The sequence below is a fragment of the Streptomyces sp. A5-4 genome (assembly GCF_051131715.1).
Lineage (GTDB): Bacteria > Actinomycetota > Actinomycetes > Streptomycetales > Streptomycetaceae > Streptomyces.
This window is the reverse complement of record NZ_CP178591.1, coordinates 2363456-2387499: the sequence shown is the minus strand read 5'-3', so window position 1 is coordinate 2387499 and position 24044 is coordinate 2363456. Positions and strand designations below refer to the sequence as shown.

The following is a 24044-nucleotide window of genomic DNA, read 5'->3' as shown; positions in this document are numbered from 1 at the left end:
ACAATCCATGAACGCCTGAGTCGGCGTGAGCGTGCCCGGCCCGCCCGCATACGATGTTCGTGAAGTCTCCGCTCCGACTCCCGACTCCTGATAGGTCCTGCCGAAGATGAGTCTCCACAGCACCGCCGCCTCCCTCGTGACCCTCGCCTCCGGTGAGGGCGGCGAGCACGGCGGGAACCACGAATCCCTCAACCCCTACATCACCGGTGGCGGCGCGTTCTTCGTGCTCGTCCTCCTGCTGTGGATCACCACGCGCTTCAACCGCGACCGCTGAGGCAGGGTCGTGTCACCGGGCCAGTAGGCTCTGCACGCATGGGAGAGCAGAAAGTGCCTACCGGCCCCGGCAAGCGCCGACTCGGTGTGATGGGCGGGACGTTCGATCCGGTCCATCACGGACACCTGGTGGCCGCCAGTGAAGTGGCCGCCCAGTTCCACCTCGACGAGGTGATCTTCGTGCCGACCGGGCAGCCGTGGCAGAAGAGCCACAAGCAGGTGTCCCCGGCCGAGGACCGCTATCTGATGACGGTCATCGCCACGGCGTCCAACCCGCAGTTCTCGGTGAGCCGTATCGACATCGACCGCGGCGGCCCGACGTACACCATCGACACGCTGCGGGACCTGAGGTCCATCAACGGCGACTCGGACCTGTTCTTCATCACCGGCGCCGACGCGCTCTCCCAGATCCTCACCTGGCGGGACGCGGAGGAGCTCTTCTCGCTCTCCCACTTCATCGGTGTGACCCGACCCGGTCACGACCTGACGGACGACGGCCTGCCCAAGGGCGGCGTGTCCCTGGTGGAGGTACCGGCCCTGGCGATCTCGTCCACGGACTGCCGGGCACGCGTCGCGCAGGGCGACCCCGTCTGGTACCTGGTGCCGGACGGCGTGGTCCGCTATATCGACAAGCGGGAGCTGTACCGGCGCTGAGCCGGCGGCCCGGCCGTACGGGGAGCACACGAGAAGCAGGAGAGGGGCACCGGTGAACGACCAGTATCCGTACGACCCGTACGCGCAACAGCCGGAAATCATCGGCTACGACGCCTACGGACAACCGGTGTACCAGCAGCAGGACCAGCAGCAGTACGACCCGTACGCGCAACAGCAGCACCAGCAGCAGCCGCAGGATCAGCAGCAGGGATACGGCTACGACCCGTACGCCCAGCAGCCGTACGACCCCTATGCCCAGCAGCCGTCCCAGCAGCAGCCGCATCAGCCCCAGGGTCAGCCCCAGCCCGAGCAGTACGGCTACGGCTACGACCCGGGGCAGCAGCAGGCCGCGGTCGACACCACCGCGCAGTGGATCCCGCAGCAGGCCCCCGCGCCGGAACCTCCCCCGGCCGCCGAGCCCGCCGCGCCGGCGCCCGCCGCCGACGGGTCCGTCCCCGCGCAGCGCCGTCCCGCGCCGGACTACGCGACCGAGCAGTTCGCCTTTGCCGAGGATCCCGACGAGAACTCCGAAGACGTCATCGACTGGCTGAAGTTCACCGAAAGCCGCACCGAGCGCCGCGAGGAGGCCAGACGCAAGGGCCGCAGCCGGGTGGTCTCGCTGGTCGTCGTGCTGGCGCTGGTGGTCGCGGGCGGTGTCGGCTACCTCTGGTACGCCGGGAAGCTGCCCGGATTCGCCGGCTCGGACGACACGCCGAACACCGCGACGGGCCCGCAGAAGCGTGACGTGATAGCGGTCCACCTGCACAACACCAAGGGCGGAACGTCCACGGCGCTGCTCGTCGACAACGTCACCACGAAGCAGGGCACGACCGTGCTGCTGCCCAACGCGCTCTCCGTGGCGAACGACGACGGCACCACGACCACGCTCGGCAAGTCCGTCGACGAGGACGGATCCGCGGGCACCCGCGAGGCGATCGGCACCGTGCTCGGCACGAAGATTGGCGGCTCCTGGCGGCTCGACACCCCGTATCTGGAGAACCTCGTCGAGCTCGTGGGCAACATCGAGATCGACACCGACAGCGATGTGCCCGACACCAAGAAGGGCGCTTCGCCGCTGGTCAAGCAGGGCAAGGCGCAGACGCTGAGCGGCTCGATGGCTGTGGCGTACGCCACCCACCGGGCGCCCGGCGAGGCCGAGGCCAAGCAGCTCCAGCGGTTCGGCCAGGTTATGAACGGCGTGCTGAAGAAGATCTCGGACGACCCGCAGGCCGCGACCACCACGGTGCGGACGCTGGCGCAGATCCTCGACCCCTCACTGCCGGAGAAGGCGCTGGGAGCCTCGCTCGCCAAGCTCGCGGAGCACGCCAAGGGCGGCGACTACCGGACGGCGCAGCTGCCGGTGCAGCCCGACGGCAAGCTCAGCGAGGCCGCCGCGGACAGCGTGGTCAAGGACGTTCTGGGCGGTTCGGTCCGCAGCCCCGAGCAGGGCGCGGCCGTGCGGGTCGGTGTGAAGAACGCCGCCGCGAACCCGGACGCGGCGGAGACCGCCAGGATCGCCCTGGTCAACGGTGGCTATGCGTTCGTGGACGGCGGAAAGGCCGACGCGGTGACATCGTCGCAGGTCAGCTATGGTGACGCGGCACAGAAGCCGCGGGCCGAAGAGGTCGCGAAGACGCTGGGTCTGCCGACGAGCGCGGTGCGCAAGGGCGAGGCCGCCGCGAACGCCGATGTGACGGTCGTGCTGGGCCAGGATTTCAAGGCCCGCTGACCCCGTCACCGTCGAGCGCCCCCGCCGGGTAAACCCGTCGGGGGTGTCGGCGGTCCGTGAGACCCTTGGGGTACCTCTGACCACCGACGAAAGCCTGCTAGTGACCGCCACTGACCGTTCCATCGAGCTCATCCAGGCCGCCGCTCAGGCGGCTGCCGACCGGCTCGCGCACGACATCGTCGCTTATGACGTCAGCGATGTCCTGTCCATCACCGATGCCTTCCTGGTCGCTTCGGCGCCCAACGACCGCCAGGTCAAGTCGATCGTCGACGAGATCGAGGAGCGGCTGAACAAGGAGCTGGGCGCGAAGCCCGTGCGCCGCGAGGGCGACCGCGAGGCCCGCTGGGTGCTGCTCGACTACGTCGACATCGTCGTCCACGTCCAGCACAGCGAGGAGCGCGTCTTCTACGCCCTTGAGCGCCTCTGGAAGGACTGCCCCGAGATCGGGCTGCCCGACGACGCGATCAAGACCCGTGGCCTCGGCGCGGAGCACGCGAAGTTGCGCACGGCCGCCGAGGACGACCTGGACGGAGACCTGAACTGAACGGCAGCGACATCAGTAAGAAGAGCCGGGGCCGCCGGATCGTTCTGTGGCGGCACGGCCAGACCGCGTGGAATCTCGAACGCCGCTTCCAGGGCAGCACGGACATCGAGCTGACCGTGGACGGCCTCGCTCAGGCGCGTCGCTCCGCGCGGCTGCTCGCTTCCCTGAAGCCGGACGTGATGATCGCGTCCGACCTCAAGCGGGCGGCAGCCACGGCCGGTGAGCTTGCAGGTCTCACGGGCCTCGACGTCACGTACGACGCCGCGCTGCGGGAGACGTACGCGGGCGCCTGGCAGGGGCTGACGCACGACGAGATCATCAAGCAGTTCGGCGCGCAGTACGCATCGTGGAAGCGGGGCGAGCCGGTACGGCGCGGCGGCGGCGAGCTGGAGACCGAAGTGGCCGACCGGGCCGCTCCCGTCGTGCTCGCGCACGCCGAAAAGCTGCCCGACAACGGCACGCTCGTCGTGGTCAGCCACGGCGGCACCATCCGCACCACCATCGGTCGGCTGCTGGGCCTGGAGTCGTACCACTGGGAGGGCCTGGGCGGGCTCTCCAACTGCTGCTGGTCGGTGCTGGGCGAGGGCGCCCGGGGCTGGCGGCTGCTGGAGCACAACGCCGGGACCCTTCCGGAACCGGTGCTCGGAGACGACGACTGACGGATTTCACTTTCCGGCCGGTCGCAGGCTAAAGTTCTTCTTGTTCGCAGCGCACAACAAGCGCAGAGAACAGCGGGGCTATAGCTCAGTTGGTAGAGCGCCTGCATGGCATGCAGGAGGTCAGGAGTTCAATTCTCCTTAGCTCCACAATTCAGGAATCCCGTCCCCGTCAGGGGGCGGGATTTTCTGTTGTCCCGCTTCTCTTCCCTGCGGTCCTCCGCTCGCGCAGCGCCGCGACCCGGGCGCCGTTTTCCACGTCGTCCGGCGTGTACGCGACGATCCGGCACTCCGGCAGCCCATTGATGGACAGCGAGACCGAGGTCATCCGCATCTCGCCCACCGCGTCGTGCCGGAAGATCTTCACCCGCGAGCCCGGCGGGACGACGTCGCCGCTCTCCCACAGCTCGGCGAAGTAGGGGCTGTTCGCCGAGAGCCGGCGAATGAACGACTCCCATGCGGGCTCGCCCACGTGCCGCCCGTACGCCCCGCGCAGCGTCGCCACCATCACCGGTAGCTCCGCCTCGCGGAAGCGCCGACCTCTTCGGCGCGAGCTGGCGTCCGGTCTTCCTGGTGAACGTGCCGATCGGTCTCACGCTGCTGGTCCTCGGCGCGCGACTGCTGCCCCGGGAGGCCGGGACGGCGCGCGGCGGCGTCGCGGCCGGCTCCGACGGGCCGCCACGCGCGCGTGGCCTCGATCTGCCGGGGCTGGTGCTGCTCGCCGGCGCCGTGTCGCTGTTCACCGTGCCGCTGGTGCTCGGGCAGGAGCAGGGCTGGCCGTTGTGGTGCCGGCTCTCCCTCGGGGCCGCGGTGGCGCTGTTCGCGGCCTTCGCGGTGTACGAGTCCGAGCTGGCCCGGCGCGGGGGCGCGCCACTGATCGCGCCGCGGGTGCTGCGGATCCCGGGCATGGGGCCCGCCGTCCTGCGGATCACCCTGGTGATGGCGGTCAACGCGGGCTTCCTGTTCGTGCTGACCTTGCACGTCCAGGGCGGCCTCGGTTATTCGGCGCTCCGCGCGGGGCTCACCTTCACTCCCACGGCGGTGCTCTTCGGCGTGGTCGGACTCACCTGGCGGCGCTGGCCCGCGGCGGTGCAACGGGCGCTCGTTCCGGGCGGGTTCGTGCTGACGGCCGTGTCCTGTGTCGCCATCGGTCTGGCGCTGCGGGACGGCGGCGACGGGGGGCCCGCTCTGCATCTCGCTATCGCCGGCGCCGGCGCGGGCATGGCGCTCGGTTTCAGCCCCACGCTCACGGGTGCGCTCGCGGCCGTACGGCCGCAGGACGCGGCGGATGCGAGCGGGGTGCTGGTGACCGCGACTCGGCTCGGGCAGCTGATCGGCGTCGCCACCTTCGGCACTCTCTACCTGAACGGGTTGGATGCGCCGGGGGCGTATGCGTATGCCGATGCGCTGTGGGTATGTGCCCTCGCGCTGGCCGCCGCGTCGATCTTGGGGGCTGTGGCGGGTCTCCTGGGCTCGCGCCACTGACCCTATTGCAAACCCATGGCAGAATCGGACCGCCGGAGGGGGACGACGGCCCGAACGGGAGGGAAAGCGCGATGCCCGCGAGCATCCTCGACGAGGGCCGTGTTCTACCCGGCACGGTAGAGGGCCGCGCCCGATCTGCTCGACTCGACCGCCCGTACTGCGGCTCATCCCACGGTGCCCAGGTGCCCGGCGACAACGGAGGTAGCTCGTACGTGCGTACGGCCTGCGGCCACAGCCGGAGCTGACTGATGGGTGCACACAGGCGGAAATGCGACTGGTGTGGCAGCGGTACGCCCATTGTCCGGGACATGGAGCCGATCAATCCCGACTACCAGTACTGGTGCGAGGAATGCGCGCGGGCGCTGATCATAAAGGGCGACCCGATCGAGACGTACCGGGAGCTGGAGGGCGAGCCGATCTACGGCCGTCTGCTCGACGAGCACTGCACGCTCAAGCGGTTCTATTCGTTCGCCACAGCGTGATCAGCGCGGCGACGGCCGTGAGTGAGTAAAGCGCGGAGAGGGCCATCTGGCCGCCGTTCTGGATGAGTTCGAGCCGCCCCGCGCCGTGTGGCACCCACCACAGCGCGTACGAGCAGAACACCAGCACCGTCGCCGCGGCCCACCCCTTCTTCCCGCGCGCCGCCAGCACGATGGCGAGGGGCACGCACCATACCCAGTGGTGCGACCACGACACCGGGCTGATCAGGAGCGCCGTCACCGCGCAGGCGATCATCGCCCCGGCCCGCTCGCCGCGCAGCTCCGCGGTGACCGCCAGGGCGAGCCCCGCCGCGGCGGCCAGCGCGGCGGTCGCGACCCACCACAGCCCCGGATCACCGGTGTGCAGCAGCCGCGCCAGCACGCCGCGCAGGGACTGGTTGGCAGTGTCCTCCGCATGGCCGACCCGGCCCGTCTCGAAGATCATTGACGTCCAGTAGTTGCGCGAGTCGGCCGGCAGTGCGAACCCGGCCGCGGCCGTCGCTGTGAGGAAGACCACCGCCGCCGTGCCGGCCGTCTGGAGCCAGGTGTTCCAGGGGCGGCCGAACGTCCGGCCCAGTGTCCGGGCCCGGACAAGACCCGCGATCAGCAGAAAGACCGCGAAGAGCGCCGGCGTGAGCTTCACCGCGGCGGCCAGCCCGGTGCCGGTCCCCGCCCAGCGATGACCCTTGCGCCGCGTGAGGTCCCAGAGCACCGCCACCGCGAGCAGCAGATTGATCTGTCCGTACCGCAGCGTCGTCCACACCGGCTCGCTCCACACCGCGAGCGCGGCGACCCACAGGGCAACCGCCGGGTCCTCGCGGCCCGCCAGCCGGAGCGAGAGGTGGACGAGCGCGACGAGGAGGGCGAGGTTGCCCAGGGTGGCGAGGGTGCGCATCTCCGGGACGTCGAGCAGGGTCAGCGGAGTGAACAGCAGTGCTGCGAAAGGCGGATAGGTGGTCGGTAGGTTCGCCTCGGTCGCACGCATCGCGTAGAGGTCTTGACCTGCGCGTACGGTCTCGCCCTCGGCCCGGTAGACCATGAGGTCGATCATCGAGACCTCGGCGCCGCGCTGCGCCGCCCAGAACGCCACGAACGACAGCAGACAGACCGGGGCGGCGATGAGTATGGGCCGCCGGGTAAGGACGCGACGGGCGGCGACGGCCTGCACGATCATGGTCACGCGGCCAGACAGTACCGGTCGTACACGTACGGAACGGGGGTACGAATGGCGTGCTGCGGGTGTACGGACAAAGAATTTGGTGAAGGGCCGGGGGGACCGTGTAATGTTGGCGAAGTCGTCAGGGCGAGAGCCCGGCAGGACGGCAGCGCGAGGGGCTATAGCTCAGTTGGTAGAGCGCCTGCATGGCATGCAGGAGGTCAGGAGTTCAATTCTCCTTAGCTCCACAGGAACAATTCCACAGGAACGCGAGAAGCGGGCCACCCGGATCGGGTGGCCCGCTTCTCGTATGTCCGGGGGATCAGTCCCGGCCGGTGCCCAGAGCCTTTCTGTTGCTGCCGGGCAGCGCCGTCCGCGGGGGCTTGGCCGGACGCGGGGGCGCCTCCTGCTCGATCCGGAGCGCCAGCGCGGGGCAGCGGCGCACGGCACGCTGCGCGCGCCCTCGCAGATGGACCGGGACCGACGCGTCCGCGAGCGCCGGATAGCCGTCCGGGCCGAGCCTGATCAGCTCGGGAATGATGTCCGCGCACAGCCCGTGGCCCTGGCAGAGCGTCCAGTCCACGCCGAACTTCTCGCCGCTCGGGATGCCCTCTTCCTCGTAACCGGGGCCGGGCAGCGGCAGTACGCCGGTGGTCTCGCGCCCGCAGCCGTTGCCCAGGACGTGTGCCGCCAGGTCGTCGGTGAACGCGCTGAGGGTGGACATGAAGAAGCGCACCGAGCCGTCGGGGTGCTTGCACGCGCCGCGGCCCTTCACCGCCTGGGTCACCTGGCGCAGTGCCTCCAACGCGGCCTGGCCGCCGCCGTTCAGCACGTCGGACAGGCCGCCCGCCGCCGCCGGCAGGCCGAGGCGGCACGGGCCGCACTGGCCCGCGGTCTCCGCGGCCAGCCAGTTGGCCACGCGCAGGGACTCGCCGAGCGGGCAGGTCTCCGGGCCGATGGGGAGGATCGCGCCCGCGCCCAGCGCGCCACCGAACGAGGCCAGGGACTCACGGGAGATCACCGCGTCGTGTGCGGCGATCGCGTCGATCCAGTTGCCGTGATAGCCGCCGGTCAACACGCCCTGGGGCAGGGGCGGGGCGCCTGCCATCTGGAGGACGTAACGCAGCGGAACTCCGGTGGGCACCTCGACGACCATGGGCCGGGAGACCGCGCCGGAGATCGTGAGCATCACCGTGCCCGGCTCGGATTCGAGACCGGTGTGGCAGTAGCGGCGGGCGCCGATGCGGGCGGCGACGGCGAGTTGCGCGTAGGTCTCCGTGTTGGACAGCAGGGTCGGGGCGCCGCCGACCCCTGTCTCCGCGGCGCGCTCGCGACGGCCGGGGGGCAGGGCGGGGCCACCGTTCGCGGCGCGGATCAGTGCGGAGGCCTCGCCGGAGACCATGCGCTCGGGGGTGCGGACGATTCGCGCGCGCAATTGCTGTCCGCGCCGGTCGGACAGGCCGCGCTCCGCGAACGCGGCGCGGATGGAGGCCTCCGTCGAGTTGCGGGTGACGGCGACGACCAGGGTGCGGGCACCGAGCGCCTCGGCCGCGAGCAGCGCCCCGTCGAGCACCAGGTGCGGCGCCCGGTTCAGCATGACGGTGTCCTTGCGGCAGGCGGGCTCGCCCTCACTGCCGTTGACGACGACGACAGGTCGCACTCCGCGGCGGATGGACGCCTGGGCCACGGCACGCAGCTTCTTCCCGAAGGGGAACCCCGCGCCACCGCGACCGCGCAGGGATATCGCGTCGGTGAGCTCGGCCAGCCGCTCCCCGCTCATCGGTTCGAGCGGGCCGTGCACCTTGAGGTGCATGCCGAGGTCGAGGCGCTCGACGAGGTCGAAGCCGGTGGTCAGCTGGGGAAGGCCGACTACGCGGACTTCGGGAACATCGGGAAGAGGGGTGTTCAACGTCGATCTCCTGCGGGTGCGTGCCAGGGTTCCCCGGCCGAGGGCGGGAAGAGCGGACCCGGCGGCGGCTCGGTGTCGTCGAGGGGGGGAAGCAGCCCGGTGGGCGCCTCGGGGTCGTAGTCGGGGAGATCGGGGGCGGGGACGGAGCCGGGGCCGTACGCGGCGCGATCGGGGTCGTACGCCGGACGTACGGCGGGCGCGGGCGCCGGGGGCGAGGGAGTGGGCCAGCGGCCGGAGGAGGGCGCCGACTGGACCGGGATCTCCTCGGTCATCGGGATCTGCTCCGCCAGGGGAATCCGCTCGGCGTACGCGGAGGCGTAGGGAGCGGAGGGGAATCCCTCGGAGGAGGAGCCGGACGAGAAGGTGCCGGACGCAAAGGGGTCGGACGACGGAGCCGAGCCCGAAACCGCGCGGTACGCGGCCGATATGCCGGTGTCCGGCGCGGAGTTGAAGTCGGCGTTGCGGGACGGGCCGGCCTCGTACAGCGGTGGCGCGGGAGGCGCCAGCCGGTGCGGATCCTGCTGCGGACGGAACAGCTGCTGTTGCTGGGGCTGTTGCTGCTGACCAAGCTTCCCCTGCGAGGGCACCTGCCCGGCGCCGGGCAGCGGGGAGAGCGTGGCGTCGCGCGGCCCCGGGTCGGGCGCCTGGCGTACGGAGCCCGAGGTGACCAGGCCCACGACCCGGTCCGCGACGATCCGCTTGACCGGCGGCGGGAGCAGTCGCAGCGAGAGCGCACCGACGACCGCCAACAGGGACAGGGAGTACATCGTGACCACCCAGGTCGCGGCCGGGCGCCCCGCGTACAGGCTGTGCATCAGGGCCGAGGCCCAGGCCGGGTACGCCACCATGTGCACCGCCCGCCAGCGGCCCGCTGTTTTGCCCGGAGTCGCGAAGGCGCTGCGCAGCGCACCGGTCGAGGCGGCGACGATCATGAGGAAGCCGGCCAGTGAGCCGAGACCGATGAGCCCCGAAGTGCCGCTGATGCCAAGGCCGAAGGGGATCAGGGCACCGATGAGCTCGACGTGCCCGAGCGAGACCTTGACGGTCGCGTGCAGCAGCAGGAAGCCAAGCGAGGCGATCGCCGTGGCCCGGTGGATGCCCTGCGCGAGCAGCCGGTGGCGTGGCTGCAGCAGCAGCCGGTCCCTGGCCAGCAGGCCCCAGGCGACGGAGGCCGTCAGGGAGACCAGGGACAGAACACCGGTGGTGAAGTCGAGCGTGGCGCGCAGACTCTCGCTGCCGAGAACGGCGAGCAGGGGTATGAGAATCAACGCGAGGGCTGTCAAGCCTCCTTGTGCGGGCCGGCTCAGCGCGGGGAGCGAGCGGATCTTGCGGTGAGGATTCATGGGGGCGACTCCGAATGGTTCGGCAAAGTGGTCCCGTTGCCGCATGCTAAGTCGCTGCATACCAGCCAGTACGCGGTTTGAAGGTTTAGCGAGAGAAGCGTGGGAAAACTTGCTCGAATGTTGCCCCGGATAGGGCCGATACGCGGAGTAACCCCGGTGGGGGAGTGGTGGAAGCCACTCGGGCCAGTCGCCGCGGTGTCGTTTTCGCACCCCGTCCACCGGCTGGAACCTTGATGCGGCCCGTACGAGCCCTGGGGTACCCTGACGCCATGCGTGCCGTACGCCTTCTGCTTAGTGAGCCGCGCTGATCAGTCCCGACGGATGAAAGATCCGGTCGGAATCGGCGTGGCGTCCCCTCCTGTGCGAGGGGTTTTTTCATTCGCTGAATGACACAGCCTGTATGCCGCAGCTGTGTGCCGCAGCGCCGAATGTCGCAGCCGCTGTGCAGAGACGATCGATGGAGCTTTGAGGACCATGAGCGAGACGAATTCTGCTGCCGAGGTGGCAGCTCCGCACCGCTATACGGCTGCGATGGCCGCCGACATCGAGGCACGCTGGCAGGACTTCTGGGACGCCGAGGGCACCTACGAGGCACCCAACCCCAGTGGTGACCTGGCGGGTGACGCGGCTCTGGTCGCCAAGCCCAAGAAGTTCATCATGGACATGTTCCCGTACCCCTCGGGCTCGGGCCTGCACGTCGGACATCCGCTGGGCTACATCGCCACCGATGTGTACGCGCGTCACCAGCGCATGACCGGGCACAACGTGCTGCACACCCTGGGCTTCGACGCCTTCGGCCTGCCCGCGGAGCAGCACGCGGTCGCCACCGGAACGCACCCCCGGGTGTCGACCGAGGCGGCCATGGACAACATGAAGCAGCAGCTGCGCCGACTGGGCCTGGGGCACGACAAGCGCCGCTCGTTCGCGACGATCGACCCGGACTACCACAAGTGGACCCAGTGGATCTTCCTGCAGATCTTCAACTCCTGGTACGACAAGGAGGCGAACCGCGCCCGGCCGATCGAGGAGCTGGTGGCGCAGTTCGACAGCGGGCAGCGCACGACGCCGGACGCGCGCCCCTGGAGTGAGCTGAGCGCGGGAGAGCGTGCCGACGTCCTGGGCGAGTACCGACTGGCGTACGCGTCGGAGGCCCCCGTCAACTGGGCCCCCGGCCTGGGCACCGTCCTGGCCAACGAGGAAGTCACCGCCGACGGCCGCTCCGAGCGGGGCAACTTCCCGGTCTTCAAGGCCAAGCTGCGCCAGTGGAACATGCGCATCACCGCCTACTCGGACCGCCTGCTGGACGACCTGGACGGCCTGGACTGGCCCGAGGCCATCAAGCTGCAGCAGCGCAACTGGATCGGGCGCAGCGAGGGCGCGCGGGTCGACTTCCCGGTCGGCGCCGACGGCGACCGCATCACCGTTTTCACCACCCGACAGGACACCCTGTTCGGCGCTACCTACATGGTGCTGGCGCCCGAGCACGAGCTGGTCGCGAAGATCGTCCCGGCCGCCTGGCCCGAGGGCACGCACGAGGTGTGGACCGGTGGGCACGCCACGCCGGCCGAGGCCGTCGACGCGTACCGCGCGCAGGCAGCCGCGAAGTCCGACGTCGAGCGGCAGGCCGAGGCGAAGGACAAGACCGGCGTCTTCACCGGCGTGTACGCGACCAACCCGGTCAGTGGCGAGCAGGTCCCCGTCTTCATCGCCGACTACGTACTCATGGGGTACGGCACCGGCGCGATCATGGCCGTACCGGCGCACGACAGCCGTGACTTCGCCTTCGCGCGCGCCTTCGAGCTGCCGATGCGCTGCGTCGTCGAGCCGACGGACGGGCGCGGCACGGACGCGGCCGAGTGGGACGACGCCTTCGTCACGTACGACGCGAAGATCGTCAACTCGACCGGCGGGCAGATCGCGCTGGACGGGCTGGGCGTCGTCGACGCCAAGGCGAAGATCACCGAGTGGCTGTCCGCGCAGGGCATCGGCGAGGGCACGGTCAACTACCGGCTGCGCGACTGGCTGTTCAGCCGCCAGCGCTACTGGGGCGAGCCCTTCCCGATCGTCTACGACGAGAACGGCACCGCGCACGCGCTGCCCGCGTCGATGCTGCCGCTGGAGCTGCCCGAGGTCGAGGACTACTCGCCGCGCACCTTCGAGCCCAACGACGCGGACACCAAGCCGGAGACCCCGCTGTCACGCAATGAGGACTGGGTGAACGTCACCCTGGACCTGGGGCTGGGCGAAGGCCCCCAGCGGTACCGGCGCGAGACCAACACCATGCCCAACTGGGCCGGTTCCTGCTGGTACGAGCTGCGCTACCTGGACCCGCACAACAGCGAGAAGCTGGTCGACCCGGCCATCGAGCGGTACTGGATGGGCCCGCGCGAGGGCATGCCGCACGGCGGTGTCGACCTGTACGTCGGCGGCGCCGAGCACGCCGTACTGCACCTGCTGTACGCGCGGTTCTGGTCCAAGGTGCTGTTCGACCTGGGGCACGTCTCGTCGTCCGAGCCGTTCCACAAGCTGTACAACCAGGGCATGATCCAGGCCTTCGTGTACCGCGACAGCCGTGGCATCGCGGTGCCCGCGGCGGAGGTCGAGGAGCGCGAAGGCGCGTACTACTTCCAGGGCGAGAAGGCCAGTCGCGTCCTGGGCAAGATGGGCAAGTCCCTGAAGAACGCCGTCACTCCCGACGAGATCTCCGCCGAGTACGGCACGGACACCCTGCGCCTGTACGAGATGGCGATGGGCCCCCTGGACGTCTCGCGGCCGTGGGACACGCGCGCGGTGGTGGGTCAGTACCGGCTGCTGCAGCGGCTGTGGCGCAATGTCGTCGACGAGACGACGGGCGAGGTCACCGTCGTGGACTCCGAGCCGGCCGAGGACACGCTGCGCGCCCTGCACAAGGCGATCGACGGCGTCGGCCAGGACCTGGCCGGGCTGCGCTTCAACACCGCCATCGCCAAGATCACCGAGCTGAACAACCACCTGACCAAGGTGGGCGGCCCGGTGTCGCGGCCGGTCGCCGAGCGGCTGGTGCTGCTGATCGCGCCGCTGGCCCCGCACGTCGCCGAGGAGCTGTGGCGCAAGCTGGGGCACACCGATTCCGTGGTGCACCAGGACTTCCCGGTGGCCGACCCGGCGTACGTCGTGGACGAGACCGTGACCTGCGTCGTGCAGATCAAGGGCAAGGTCAAGGCGCGCCTGGAGATCTCCCCGTCGATCAGTGACGAGGAGTTGGAGAAGCTGGCCCTGGGCGACCCCGCGGTGGTCGCGGCGCTGGGCGGCGGCGGCATCCGCAAGGTGATCGTGCGGGCGCCCAAGCTGGTCAACATCGTTCCGGCCTAGGGACATCGCCGCCAGGACACGGCGGCGGTGTTCGCGGGCATGGGTGCTTTCCCCTACGGGCAGGTTGGGGGTTCCGATGGAACCCTCGGCCTGCCCGCTCCGTTTACGGTGGGAGAGACCACGCATACCGAGTGGACCGACTACCGAGGACGGAAGGGCGCTCATGGAGGCCGTGATCGTGATCCTGATGCTGCTCTTCGTGTCATTCGTGGTGCTGGGGGTGTACGTGGGGGTGAAGGCAGTCGGTGCGGCGAAGCGCGGCGTCGACCGCACCCTCACCCAGGCCCGGCGCACCGTCGAGGACACCACCCTGCGGGCGAAGAGCCTCGGGCAGCCCGGCGTCGCCGGGGAGCTGGCACAGCTGAGGCTCTCGTTGCGTACGTCGATGAGGGCCACCCAGGAAGCACTGCGCAGGGGCGTGACACAGGACGCCTCCCTCTCGGAGTCGATCGGGCTCTTCGACCGGCTCAGTGAGCACGGGCACGAGCTCGACGATGAGCTGAAGCGTCTGGAGCGCGAGCCGGACAAGGCGCGCGTCTCCACGCTGCTGCCGGACCTGCGGGAGCGCACGGAGCGGGTGACGCACGGGGCGGACTCGCTGCGGTGGGCGGCGCGGGACCGGGCACGCCAGTTCGCCGACGACGACCTGGCGGCGCTGGGCGCGCAGATCGATGTGGAGGCCGGTGCGCTGCGGCACTGGGAGAAGGAGCCCGGCGCGGACAGCTCCTGGCCCGCCCCGGAACCGGCTGCGGGGACCGCCCCGGCACAGACCTGGCCGGAGGTCAAGGGCGAGGCCGAGGGCAGGGCGGAAGCCGCCGAAGCGGCGGAGGCCGCGCGCTCCACGGAGGAATCGGGCCGGGCGGCCGGGCCGCAGGCCATCACCGCACGCGATCCGCATCGGCAGACCACCTACCCGTGGCAGAAGGCGGCCCGCCCGGAGGGAACGGTCTGATCCGGCGGGGGCCGCGCCCCCTGTCGGTGGAAGTGGTCGCCCCTGATCCGGAGGGCGGATGGCGGAGTGCGGGTGTGCCATCCGATCCGGGAGGGCGTAGCGCCATCCGATGCGATGGAGGATGTGCTCTGCGATCCGGTGGAACCGGTGGGGACTCGCCCCGCGATGCGGTGGGGGATTGCCCCCGCGATCCGTTGGAAGGGGCGCCGTTCGGTCCTTTGGGTCGGAGCCGGCGGGCCCGATGCGGTGCCTCCGAGCGCCGCTCGGCCGGATGGCTGCGAGGGGCCGGGCTGCCGCAGGGCGCCCCCGGCGGGTAATCTCCCGCTCATGTCCCGCCATGTCGCGATCGTCACCGATTCAACGGCCTACCTGCCTCCGCAGGCGATGGAGCGGCACAGCATCACCGCGGTGCCGCTGACCGTCGTCCTCGGCGATCAGGCCTACGAGGAGGGCACCGAGATCTCGGCCCGCTCGTTGGCCCTCGCGCTGCAGAAGCGGCGGTCCGTCACGACGTCCAGACCGAGCCCGGAGGTTTTCGCCGCTGCCTACCGCGCCGCCGCGGAGGCCGGTGCGACCGCGATCGTCTCGCTTCATCTGTCGGCCGAGTTCTCCGGCACCTACGACGCCGCCGTGCTCGCCGCGCAGGGCGCACCGGTGCCGGTACGGGTGGTGGACACCGGGATGGTCGCGATGGCCCTGGGATTCTGCGCCCTGTCGGCGGCCGAGGTCGCCGACACCGGTGGCTCGGTGGACGAGGCGGTGGCCGCCGCGGAGAAGCGCGCCGAGGAGACCTCCGCGTACTTCTACGTGGACACGCTGGACTACTTGCGCAGGGGTGGCCGCATCGGCGCGGCCCAGGCACTGCTGGGCTCGGCGCTCGCGGTGAAGCCGCTGCTGGAGCTGGACGGCGGGCGGATCGAGATGCTGGAGAAGGTACGTACGGCGTCCAAGGCCATTGCCCGGCTGGAGGAGATCGTGGTCGAGCGGGCGGGGGCGCGGCGCGTCGACATCGCGGTGCATCACCTGGCGGCTCCGGAGCGGGCCGACCGCCTGGCGGAACGGCTGCGCGAGCGGGTGCCTGGGCTGGCCGACCTGCACGTCAGCGAGGTGGGCGCGGTGATTGGGGCGCACACCGGGCCCGGGTTGCTGGGGGCTGTGGTCTCGCCGCGCTGACGGTTGGCGCGGGGGAGTCGGTCCGTGACAGTTGATGCGCGACAAGCGGTGCGTGAGCCGGTGTGCGACAGGCGGCGCGTGTCGGCCGGCGTGTGACAACCGGTGTGCGAAAGCCGACGTGTGACAACCGGTGCGTGAGGGAAGCTTAGTGGCTGGTGGCTGGTGGCTGGTGGCTGGTGGCTGGTGGCTGGTGGCTGGTGGTCGGTAATTGGTAATTGGCTTGCGGTGATTGGTAATTGGGGCGTGGCGATCGGTGATTGGTGGCCTGCCGTCGGCACCGTCGGTGGCCTGTGAGCGGCGGTTGTTGGCGGTCGCTCGGTCGGTCGTCGGTTCGGCTCTGTGAGAGTGGCCGAGTTATCCACAACCGGATGGTTTTCCACCGGAATTGACCTTGATCAGCGGCGTCGCCGGGATGTCTCTAGCGTCTCGTGACATGGCTCTTCGATCACATTTCGCAAGCAGTGGCCCGGGTCGTTCCCCGGCCTCGGACGGCCGTGCCCGGCACGGGCACGGCCGCCGTCGGCGGCTGCGCCGCCCGGACCTGGAGACTCCCGCCGCGATGGTGCTGCGCCGCCGCGCGGAGGCGCTCTTCGAAGCCGATCCGTCGCCTGCTCCACGGGCCTCGACGTTGGCCGGCGCGAGTCGTTCAGTGCTCCCCGCGCCAAGTCCTGAGTTCCGGGAGCCGGCTCTTCCCCATAGGCCCAATTGGGCGCGTCGGCCCGGGGCGGGGTCGCGGGCGGAGGGCGGCGACTCGGCTTCGCGGGACAAGGATGTCGCGTCGGTGTCGCCGGGTCCGGATGCGGCCGATGTGCCGGATGAGCGTCCTGACGCGGATCCGGGGCCGGGGACGGGCGAGGGGGTGGGGCGAGGTGCGCGGCTGCGCATGGCGTTGCGGGAGCGGGTGCCGCTGTGGGTGCAGTCCCGCTGCGGGCTCGAACCGAGGTCGCTGGCCGCGCTGGCCGTCGTGCTCGTTGTGGCGGCGATCTTCGCTGCTCAGCACTTCTGGGCGGGGCGGCCGGACCAGGTACGGCCCCCGGAAAGGGTGAGGGAGGGGCAGGCGGCGGTGAAGCCGGGGCCCGCGCCGGGTCCGCCGCCGCCCGCCCCCACCGGGCCGTCCGGACCGGCCGGGCCCGGCGCGCGCATCGTCGTTGATGTCAGTGGCAAGGTCAGGCAGCCGGGCGTCCGCCGATTGCCGGCAGGGTCGCGGGTCGCCGACGCGCTGCGGGCCTCGGGTGGCGTCAAGGACGGCGCGAACACCGCGGGACTCAATCGGGCACGCCTGCTCATCGACGGCGAACAGGTGGTGGTGGGTGCCCCCGCCCCGCCCAGCGCCCCTGCCGTACCCGGGACTGTCGGCGGACCGGCGGTCGGTGGCGCGATCGCGGCAGGTCCGATCACTCTCAGCACCGCCACCGTCGAGCAGCTTGAAACCCTCCCCGGGGTCGGTCCCGTGCTGGCCCAGCACATCGTCGACTACCGCACGCAGCACGGCGGTTTCCGTTCCATCGGCGAACTGCGCGAGGTCAATGGGATCGGCGACCGCCGGTTCGCGGACATCCAGCCGCTGGTACGACCATGACGCGACCGGTGCCGCATGCCCGCCCCGCCGTCCACACCGATTCCGGCCGCCGGCTCGGTGCCTCCGACCCCAGGCAGGAAGCCCCCGCCGACCTGCGGCTGGTGCCTGGCGCGCTGGCCGCGTGGGTCGCGGCGGCGGTCGCGGTGGGGGCCTCGGGCCGCTGGGCGGCAGGGTTCGCCCTGGCCTGCCTGGCCGTGGCGGGTGGACTGTTGGCGTTCGGGGCCGTCCGGACGGCTGCCCCGCAACGCAGGCTCAACGCCACTGCCATCGGCGCGGCGCTGCTGTGCGCGGCGGCAGCAGCCACCTCGGCCGGGCTGCACGCAGCCGACCTCCACCGGGGCCCGGTCCCGGAGTTGGCCCAGCAGTACGCCGTGGTGACGGCGGAGCTGACGGTGACGTCGGACCCGCGCCCGACGAAGCCGCGGGTGCGGGGTGATCACACCGCGGCGAGGCCGCTGATGTTCAATGCCGACCTCACCCGCGTCACCCGGGCAACCGGTGCGGACCGGACGGTCACCACAGTCCGTACGCCGGTCCTGGTGATCGCACCTGCGCGCGGCCCCACCGCCAAGTGGCAGCGGCTCCTGCCCTCCACGGCGCTCCGGCTGACCGCACCGCTCGCGGCTCCCTCGCCCGGTGGCGGCGGCGACCGGATCGCCGCCGTTGTGCGGGTGCGGGGCACCGCGCCGCCGGAGGTCATCGGCCCGCCGACTGAGTTGCAGCGCATGGCCGGAGACCTCCGGGCGGGGCTGCGTGAGGCGACCGACGGGCTCGATCCCGATGCGCGGGCGCTGCTGCCGGGACTGGTCGTCGGGGACACCTCGCGGGTGCCGCCGGAGTTGCACGAGGCCTTCGAAGCCACCGACCTCACACACCTGCTCGCCGTCTCCGGGAGCAACCTCACCATTGTGCTGATCCTCCTGATCGGTCCGCCCGGTACCGCCCTGCGGGCCGAGCGCGGTGGGCTCGCCCCTCGGCTCGGCATCCCCCTGCGCGCGACCGCGTTGCTCGGCGGAGGGCTCACGCTGGCCTTCGTGGTGGTCTGCCGACCGGAGCCCAGCGTGCTGCGGGCCGCCGCGTGCGGCCTCATCACCCTGCTCGCGATCGGTACGGGCCGGCGCAGGCAGCTGATTCCCGCCCTGGCCGCCGCCGTCCTGCTGCTCGTCCTGTACGACCCGTGGCTGGCGCGCAGCTACGGCTTCGTCCTCTCCGTCCTGGCCACGGGCGCCCTGCTCACGATCGGCCCGCGCTGGAGCGCCGCACTGCGACGCCGTGGCGTACCGCCGCGCCTCGCCGAGGTACTGGCCGCCGCGGCTGCCGCCCAGGCCGTGTGCGCACCCGTCGTGGCGATGATGGCGGCGCGGGTCAGCCTGGTGGCGATCCCGTGCAATCTGCTCGCCGAGTTCGCGGTGGCGCCCGCCACCGTGCTCGGCTTCGCGACGCTCGCGGCGGCACCGCTGGCGATGCCCGTGGCCGAGGTGCTCGCCGCATGCGCGGGCTGGCCGGCCGGGTGGATCGCCTCCGTCGCCCGCACCGGAGCGGCTCTGCCCGGGGCGGAGGCTGCCTGGCCGGACGGCTGGCGCGGTGGGTTGTTGCTCGCGGCCGTGACCGCCGTCGCGGTGCTCGCCGCACGCCGGGTGTTGAGCCGGCCCTGGCTGAGCGCCACCGTGGTGCTGATCCTGCTGCTCGTGGTTCTGCGGCCCGCGCCGCTCACCAGATTCGTCACCGGATGGCCGCCGCCGGGCTGGTCGTTCGCGATGTGCGACATCGGCCAGGGCGATGCCTCGGTACTCGCGGCCGGCGACGGCACGGCCGTGGTCGTGGACGCCGGCCCCGACCCACGCCGCGTCGACCACTGCCTGCGGGCACTCGGTGTCACCCGGATCCCGCTCATCGTCCTCACCCACTTCCACGCCGACCATGTGGCGGGGCTGCCCGGCGTGCTGCGGGGCCGGTCGGTGGGGGAGATCCGTACGACCACGCTTCAAGAACCGCTGGAGCAGAGCGCGTTCGTACGCAGAACGGCAGTCGCGGCCCGGGTGCCTGTCCTCACCACCCTGCCGAGCGAGCAGCGCCGCATCGGAGCGCTGTCCTGGCACGCGCTGTGGCCGCCTCCCGCACCCGCCCTGACGCCCGAAGGGGCGAACGACGCCAGCGTCACGCTTCTCGTCCGTTCCGCGGACCTCACGCTGCTGCTCCTCGGTGACCTCGAACCACCCGCTCAGCGTGCCCTGTTGAGGGACCATCCGGCACTCCCGCCGGTGGATGTGCTCAAGGTCGCCCACCACGGCTCGGCACACCAGGACCCGGCCCTGCTCGCCCGCGCGAGCCCCCGGCTGGCCCTGGTCTCCTGCGGGCGGGGCAACACCTATGGGCACCCCTCACCCCTCACTGTCGCCGCACTCCGGGCCGGGGGCGCCACCGTCCTGCGCACGGACACGGACGGGGCGATCGCGGTGACCGGCGCAGGGCCGACCCTGCGCGCCATGCCCGCGGGCCCGGACACGCCTTGAGGCGGGCCGGACGTGCCATCGGCGCCGTGTGCCGCTTCGACCGGGTCCCCGAGGTGCGCGCATCGGCCGATTGACGAACCCGCATTGGCGACCCCCATTGATGACCCCCGGCGCCTTGCGGGGCGAGCCGGTCGGCGGCGCGGCTGGTCAGGGGGCTTCCAGCCACCCGTCGTACTCCGCGGCGAATGCGTCCAGCGCCGCGGAGTCCAGTCGGCCTCCGGGGTCCTCCACCACGACCAGCCACTGAGCGTCCTCGGCATCGTCCTCGCCGGCGAGTGCGTCCCGTACGAGCTGGGGCTCCTCGCCGACGCCGAAGCGGTCGGCCAGCTCTCCGGCGACCTCGTCGGCGGTGTCGCGGTCGGGCAGGACCAGCACATGGCGCACATCGTTCACCCCCACATTCTCCGGCACAAATCTTCGGGGCGGACGGCAACGGGCGGCAGCGAACGGCAGGTGACCGTGCTGCCGAAGCAGCGTCACAGCGCTGTCAGTGGCTCGTGGGATGCTGGACCACGATGGCCACCAGGAAGAATTCGACCGACGATCCGCTCGCCCCCCTGACCCTCGCCGTGGGGCAGGAGGACCTGCTGCTCGACCGCGCCGTGCAGCAGGTGGTGGCGGCGGCCCGCGTCTCCGACGCCGACACCGACGTGCGCGACCTCACATCCGACCAGCTCCATCCCGGTACCCTGGCCGAGCTGACCAGCCCCTCGCTCTTCGCCGAGCGGAAGGTCGTCATCGTGCGCAACGCGCACGACCTCGCGGCCGACACGATCAAGGACGTGAAGTCCTACCTCGACGCGCCTGCCGAGGAGATCACCCTTGTCCTCCTGCACGCGGGAGGCGTCAAGGGCAAGGCGCTGCTGGACGCCGCCCGTAAGGCGGGCGCCCGCGAGGTGGCCTGCCCCAAGACGACCAAGCCCGCCGAGCGCCTGTCGTTCGTCCGCTCGGAGTTCCGCGCCCTGGGCCGCTCGGCGACCCCCGAGGCGGGCCAGGCCCTGGTCGACTCGATCGGGAGTGACCTGCGCGAGCTGGCCGCCGCCGTCTCACAGCTCGTCGCGGACGTCGAGGGCACGATCGATGAGTCCGTCGTCGCCCGGTACTACACGGGGCGCGCCGAGGCCTCCAGCTTTACGGTCGCCGACCGGGCGGTGGAGGGCAGGGCCGCCGAGGCGCTGGAGGCGCTGCGCTGGTCGTTGTCCACCGGCGTCGCCCCCGTCCTGATCACCAGCGCCCTCGCCCAGGGCGTCAGGGCCATCGGCAAGCTGTCGTCGGCCCGCGGTGGCCGCCCCGCCGACCTCGCGCGCGAGCTGGGCATGCCGCCGTGGAAGATCGACCGCGTCCGGCAGCAGATGCGCGGCTGGACGCCGGACGGCGTCGCCCTGGCGATCAGGGCCATCGCCGAGGCCGACGCGGGTGTGAAGGGCGGCGGCGACGACCCGGAGTACGCGCTGGAGAAGGCCGTGGTCGCGGTCGCCCGAGCCGCCCGCAACACGTAACGCCGAGGGCCCGGCAGACCCGCAGCCGCGAAGGCCCTCGCGGGCACCTAAGCAATATGACGGGCCCCAGGCACGTGAGCAATACGGGCCCCCAGGCCACGTAAGCGATGCGGAGCCTCCGATCACGTAACCCACACGGGCCTCCGCGACACGCGGCACCTGAACGAGATCAGATGAACGAGATCACCTGAACGAGATCGGAAAACGACAAAGGCCCCGACCACCGTCCTGTGAAGGACGGGAGGTCGGGGCCTTTGCCGGAAGCCTGTGAAAGCTTGGTGCGCCGCACGCGCGTGGCGAACGCGTCCGTGTGCGGCGCGGAGGTGCCGGATCAGGAGCGGAAGAGAGGGCCCGCTGAGTCCCTACCGGCGGTCATGCGAAGAAAGTGCTCAGCCCTGCAGGGTGGCAACCTTGGACGCCAGCGCCGACTTCTTGTTGGCGGCGGCGTTCTTGTGGATGACACCCTTGGAAACGGCCTTGTCGAGCTTCTGCGACGCTTCGCGGACGGCCACATTGGCCTTGTCCACGTCACCGGCTACGAGGGCCTCGCGGGCCTTGCGGACAGCGGTCTTGAGCGAAGACTTGACGGCCTTGTTACGCAGGCGCGCCTTCTCGTTCGTCTTGTTCCGCTTGATCTGGGACTTGATGTTCGCCACGAAAGAGCCTCTACAGGTTCGTTGGATCCTCGATGAGTACCTCGCCACCTGAGACGGTCACGAGGCACAGCTGCCCAGAGTACCAGTGGCCCACCAGGCGGCCCAAACCGAGCACCGGCCCCGGTCCGTGGGACCATGGGAGCTACGTATCGATCCCCATCTCGATCCACATCGACCGAGCGAGACGCCCGGCGTCTCAAGAATCAGGACCCTGCGTGCCCGCGACTCCTCTCCACGTGCCCGAGCCGAGCCGTACCGACCCGGCGCTGATCCGCAATTTCTGCATCATCGCGCACATCGACCACGGCAAGTCCACGCTCGCCGACCGGATGCTCCAGCTGACCGGCGTCGTCGATGTACGGCAGATGCGTGCTCAGTACCTCGACCGGATGGACATCGAGCGCGAGCGTGGCATCACGATCAAGTCCCAGGCCGTACGGCTGCCCTGGGCGACCACCGAGGGTGGGGACATGGGCAAGACCCACGTCCTCAACATGATCGACACCCCCGGCCACGTGGACTTCACGTACGAGGTCTCGCGTTCGCTCGCGGCCTGCGAGGGCACGGTCCTCCTGGTCGACGCCGCGCAGGGCATCGAGGCGCAGACCCTCGCCAACCTCTACCTGGCGATGGAGAACGACCTCACCATCGTCCCGGTGCTCAACAAGATCGACCTGCCGGCCGCCCAGCCCGAGAAGTTCTCCGAGGAGCTGGCGAACCTCATCGGCTGTCAGCCGGAGGACGTCCTGAAGGTCTCCGCCAAGACCGGTGTCGGCGTGGACGCGCTCCTGAACCGGGTGGTGCGTGACGTACCTGCCCCGATCGGTGACGCGGACGCCCCGGCCCGGGCGATGATCTTCGACTCGGTGTACGACGCCTACCGCGGCGTCGTCACCTATGTACGAGTCATCGACGGCCAGCTCAACAAGCGCGAGCGCATCCGGATGATGTCGACCAACGCCACCCACGAGCTGCTGGAGATCGGTGTCTCCTCCCCGGAGATGACCCCGTCCGACGGCATCGGGGTCGGCGAGGTGGGCTACATCATCACCGGCGTGAAGGACGTCCGGCAGTCCAAGGTCGGTGACACGATCACCTCCCTGCACAAGGGCGCGACCCAGGCGCTCGGCGGGTACAAGGAACCGAAGCCGATGGTCTTCTCGGGCCTGTACCCGATGGACGGCTCGGACTACCCGGAGCTGCGTGAGGCGCTCGACAAGCTCCAGCTCAACGACGCCGCCCTGGTGTACGAGCCGGAGACCTCCGCGGCGCTGGGCTTCGGCTTCCGCGTCGGTTTCCTGGGTCTGCTCCACCTCGATGTGGTCCGCGAGCGGCTTGAGCGCGAGTTCGGCCTGGAGCTCATCGCCACCGCCCCCAACGTGGTCTATCGGGTGGAGATGGAGGACGGCGTCGAGCACATCGTCACCAACCCGAGCGAGTTCCCCGAGGGCAAGATCGACAAGGTGCACGAGCCGGTCGTGCGGGCCACGGTCCTCGCCCCCAGCGAGTTCATCGGCGCGATCATGGAGCTCTGCCAGAACCGCCGCGGCACGCTGCTCGGCATGGACTACCTCTCCGAGGACCGCGTCGAGATCCGCTACACGCTGCCGCTCGCGGAGATCGTCTTTGACTTCTTCGACAACCTGAAGTCCAAGACCCGCGGCTACGCCTCGCTCGACTACGAGCCCACCGGCGAGCAGGCCGCGTCGCTCGTCAAGGTCGACATCCTGCTGCACGGCGACAAGGTCGACGCCTTCTCCGCCGTCACACACAAGGACAAGGCCTATGCGTATGGCGTACGGCTCGTCGCCAAGCTGCAGAAGCTCATCCCCCGGCAGAACTTCGAGGTGCCGATCCAGGCGGCCATCGGCTCGCGGGTCATCGCCCGTGAGACCGTGCGGGCCATCCGCAAGGACGTCCTCGCCAAGTGCTACGGCGGTGACATCTCCCGTAAGCGCAAGCTGCTGGAGAAGCAGAAGGAAGGCAAGAAGCGGATGAAGATGGTCGGCAACGTGGAGGTCCCGCAGGACGCCTTCATCATGGTGCTGTCGACCGACGACTCCGCGGGGGACGGCAAGGCCAAGAAGTAGCTC

The 24044-nt window shown here is 70.7% G+C and carries 18 protein-coding genes, 2 tRNA genes and 2 pseudogenes; 16 read left to right on the top strand and 6 right to left on the bottom strand.

From position 1 onward, the window contains the following. The first annotated feature begins 106 nt into the window (after positions 1 to 106). The 6 genes from ACLLJJ_RS10985 (at position 107) to ACLLJJ_RS10960 (ending at position 4006) form a co-directional block, all read left to right on the top strand. Positions 107 to 274, top strand: a complete 168-nt coding sequence (locus ACLLJJ_RS10985) for a hypothetical protein (RefSeq protein WP_434589393.1) — start codon at positions 107 to 109, stop codon at positions 272 to 274. Positions 275 to 312: 38 nt separating this feature from the next. Further along, positions 313 to 927: a nicotinate-nucleotide adenylyltransferase gene (gene nadD, locus ACLLJJ_RS10980; RefSeq protein ID WP_434589391.1), complete on the top strand. Its 615-nt coding sequence runs from the start codon at positions 313 to 315 to the stop codon at positions 925 to 927. A 52-nt stretch (positions 928 to 979) separates the two neighbouring features. After that, positions 980 to 2656 carry an LCP family protein gene (locus ACLLJJ_RS10975; RefSeq protein WP_434589389.1) on the top strand — a complete coding sequence of 559 codons (1677 nt, stop codon included), beginning with the start codon at positions 980 to 982 and terminating at the stop codon, positions 2654 to 2656. 100 nt (positions 2657 to 2756) lie between these two features. Then, positions 2757 to 3200: a ribosome silencing factor gene (gene rsfS / locus ACLLJJ_RS10970; protein WP_283522629.1), complete on the top strand. Its 444-nt coding sequence runs from the start codon at positions 2757 to 2759 to the stop codon at positions 3198 to 3200. 11 nt (positions 3201 to 3211) lie between these two features. Further along, positions 3212 to 3859, top strand: coding sequence for a histidine phosphatase family protein (locus ACLLJJ_RS10965; RefSeq protein WP_434600374.1), 648 nt, complete (start codon positions 3212 to 3214; stop codon positions 3857 to 3859). Between the two features lie 74 nt (positions 3860 to 3933). Beyond that, positions 3934 to 4006: transfer RNA gene (locus tag ACLLJJ_RS10960), tRNA-Ala, on the top strand. A gap of 22 nt (positions 4007 to 4028) precedes the next feature. Here the strand turns inward: ACLLJJ_RS10960 and ACLLJJ_RS10955 are convergent. After that, a pseudogene (locus tag ACLLJJ_RS10955) lies at positions 4029 to 4388 on the bottom strand (transcriptional regulator); the annotation flags it as partial. Between ACLLJJ_RS10955 and ACLLJJ_RS10950 the strand changes: the two are divergent. Continuing rightward, positions 4388 to 5341 (top strand): annotated as a pseudogene (locus tag ACLLJJ_RS10950) (MFS transporter); the annotation flags it as partial. The pseudogenes ACLLJJ_RS10955 and ACLLJJ_RS10950 overlap by 1 nt on opposite strands. A gap of 248 nt (positions 5342 to 5589) precedes the next feature. Beyond that, positions 5590 to 5823, top strand: coding sequence for a hypothetical protein (locus tag ACLLJJ_RS10945; protein WP_214918286.1), 234 nt, complete (start codon positions 5590 to 5592; stop codon positions 5821 to 5823). Here ACLLJJ_RS10945 and ACLLJJ_RS10940 read toward each other — a convergent pair. Then, a complete protein-coding gene (locus tag ACLLJJ_RS10940; protein WP_434600373.1) occupies positions 5792 to 6994 on the bottom strand; it encodes a glycosyltransferase 87 family protein in 1203 nt (400 codons plus the stop codon). The two genes, ACLLJJ_RS10945 and ACLLJJ_RS10940, sit on opposite strands and share 32 nt — an antisense overlap. 157 nt (positions 6995 to 7151) lie before the next feature. Between ACLLJJ_RS10940 and ACLLJJ_RS10935 the strand changes: the two genes are divergently transcribed. Beyond that, positions 7152 to 7224, top strand: a tRNA-Ala gene (locus tag ACLLJJ_RS10935). 74 nt (positions 7225 to 7298) lie between these two features. On the opposite strand, the gene ACLLJJ_RS10930 is transcribed toward ACLLJJ_RS10935, so the two are convergent. Both ACLLJJ_RS10930 and ACLLJJ_RS10925 read right to left on the bottom strand, forming a co-directional pair. Further along, entirely contained in the window at positions 7299 to 8885 is a 1587-nt protein-coding gene (locus tag ACLLJJ_RS10930; protein ID WP_434589387.1) for an NADH-ubiquinone oxidoreductase-F iron-sulfur binding region domain-containing protein, read from the bottom strand. Beyond that, positions 8882 to 10168 carry a hypothetical protein gene (locus ACLLJJ_RS10925; RefSeq protein WP_434589385.1) on the bottom strand — a complete coding sequence of 429 codons (1287 nt, stop codon included), beginning with the start codon at positions 10166 to 10168 and terminating at the stop codon, positions 8882 to 8884. The genes ACLLJJ_RS10930 and ACLLJJ_RS10925 overlap by 4 nt, the downstream gene beginning before the upstream one ends. Positions 10169 to 10702: 534 nt before the next feature. Here ACLLJJ_RS10925 and leuS point away from each other — a divergent pair. The 5 genes from leuS (at position 10703) to ACLLJJ_RS10900 (ending at position 19796) form a co-directional block, all read left to right on the top strand. Next, positions 10703 to 13579, top strand: a complete 2877-nt coding sequence (gene leuS / locus ACLLJJ_RS10920; protein ID WP_434589383.1) for a leucine--tRNA ligase — start codon at positions 10703 to 10705, stop codon at positions 13577 to 13579. A gap of 163 nt (positions 13580 to 13742) precedes the next feature. Next, positions 13743 to 14531 (top strand): hypothetical protein, encoded by a 789-nt coding sequence (locus tag ACLLJJ_RS10915; protein ID WP_434589381.1) that lies wholly within the window; start codon positions 13743 to 13745, stop codon positions 14529 to 14531. A gap of 327 nt (positions 14532 to 14858) precedes the next feature. After that, a complete protein-coding gene (locus ACLLJJ_RS10910; protein ID WP_434589379.1) occupies positions 14859 to 15704 on the top strand; it encodes a DegV family protein in 846 nt (281 codons plus the stop codon). 883 nt (positions 15705 to 16587) lie between these two features. Beyond that, the gene (locus ACLLJJ_RS10905; RefSeq protein ID WP_434589377.1) at positions 16588 to 17283 is read left to right on the top strand and encodes a helix-hairpin-helix domain-containing protein; all 696 of its coding nucleotides are present in this window, start codon (positions 16588 to 16590) and stop codon (positions 17281 to 17283) included. Further along, positions 17280 to 19796 (top strand): ComEC/Rec2 family competence protein, encoded by a 2517-nt coding sequence (locus ACLLJJ_RS10900; RefSeq protein ID WP_434589375.1) that lies wholly within the window; start codon positions 17280 to 17282, stop codon positions 19794 to 19796. The genes ACLLJJ_RS10905 and ACLLJJ_RS10900 overlap by 4 nt, the downstream gene beginning before the upstream one ends. Positions 19797 to 19943: 147 nt before the next feature. On the opposite strand, the gene ACLLJJ_RS10895 is transcribed toward ACLLJJ_RS10900, so the two are convergent. Then, complete coding sequence (locus ACLLJJ_RS10895; RefSeq protein WP_434589373.1) at positions 19944 to 20189, bottom strand: hypothetical protein; 246 nt, start codon at positions 20187 to 20189, stop codon at positions 19944 to 19946. 122 nt (positions 20190 to 20311) lie between these two features. Here ACLLJJ_RS10895 and holA point away from each other — a divergent pair, with 122 nt between their 5' ends. Continuing rightward, positions 20312 to 21295 carry a DNA polymerase III subunit delta gene (holA, locus tag ACLLJJ_RS10890; RefSeq protein WP_434589371.1) on the top strand — a complete coding sequence of 328 codons (984 nt, stop codon included), beginning with the start codon at positions 20312 to 20314 and terminating at the stop codon, positions 21293 to 21295. A 389-nt stretch (positions 21296 to 21684) separates the two neighbouring features. On the opposite strand, the gene rpsT is transcribed toward holA, so the two are convergent. Then, complete coding sequence (gene rpsT / locus ACLLJJ_RS10885; protein ID WP_283520375.1) at positions 21685 to 21951, bottom strand: 30S ribosomal protein S20; 267 nt, start codon at positions 21949 to 21951, stop codon at positions 21685 to 21687. 215 nt (positions 21952 to 22166) lie between these two features. Between rpsT and lepA the strand changes: the two genes are divergently transcribed. Further along, entirely contained in the window at positions 22167 to 24041 is a 1875-nt protein-coding gene (lepA, locus tag ACLLJJ_RS10880; protein ID WP_434589368.1) for a translation elongation factor 4, read from the top strand. Positions 24042 to 24044: the final 3 nt, after the last annotated feature.

Excerpts from the sequence above, each read along its gene's own strand:
- ACLLJJ_RS10985 (WP_434589393.1), top strand. The coding sequence starts at position 107 with ATGAGTCTCCACAGCACCGCCGCCTCCCTCGTGACCCTCGCCTCCGGT.
- nadD (WP_434589391.1), top strand. The coding sequence starts at position 313 with ATGGGAGAGCAGAAAGTGCCTACCGGCCCCGGCAAGCGCCGACTCGGT.
- ACLLJJ_RS10945 (WP_214918286.1), top strand. The coding sequence starts at position 5,590 with ATGGGTGCACACAGGCGGAAATGCGACTGGTGTGGCAGCGGTACGCCC.
- ACLLJJ_RS10940 (WP_434600373.1), bottom strand. The coding sequence starts at position 6,994 with ATGATCGTGCAGGCCGTCGCCGCCCGTCGCGTCCTTACCCGGCGGCCC.
- leuS (WP_434589383.1), top strand. The coding sequence starts at position 10,703 with ATGAGCGAGACGAATTCTGCTGCCGAGGTGGCAGCTCCGCACCGCTAT.
- ACLLJJ_RS10915 (WP_434589381.1), top strand. The coding sequence starts at position 13,743 with ATGGAGGCCGTGATCGTGATCCTGATGCTGCTCTTCGTGTCATTCGTG.
- ACLLJJ_RS10910 (WP_434589379.1), top strand. The coding sequence starts at position 14,859 with ATGTCCCGCCATGTCGCGATCGTCACCGATTCAACGGCCTACCTGCCT.
- ACLLJJ_RS10905 (WP_434589377.1), top strand. The coding sequence starts at position 16,588 with ATGGCGTTGCGGGAGCGGGTGCCGCTGTGGGTGCAGTCCCGCTGCGGG.
- ACLLJJ_RS10900 (WP_434589375.1), top strand. The coding sequence starts at position 17,280 with ATGACGCGACCGGTGCCGCATGCCCGCCCCGCCGTCCACACCGATTCC.
- holA (WP_434589371.1), top strand. The coding sequence starts at position 20,312 with ATGGCCACCAGGAAGAATTCGACCGACGATCCGCTCGCCCCCCTGACC.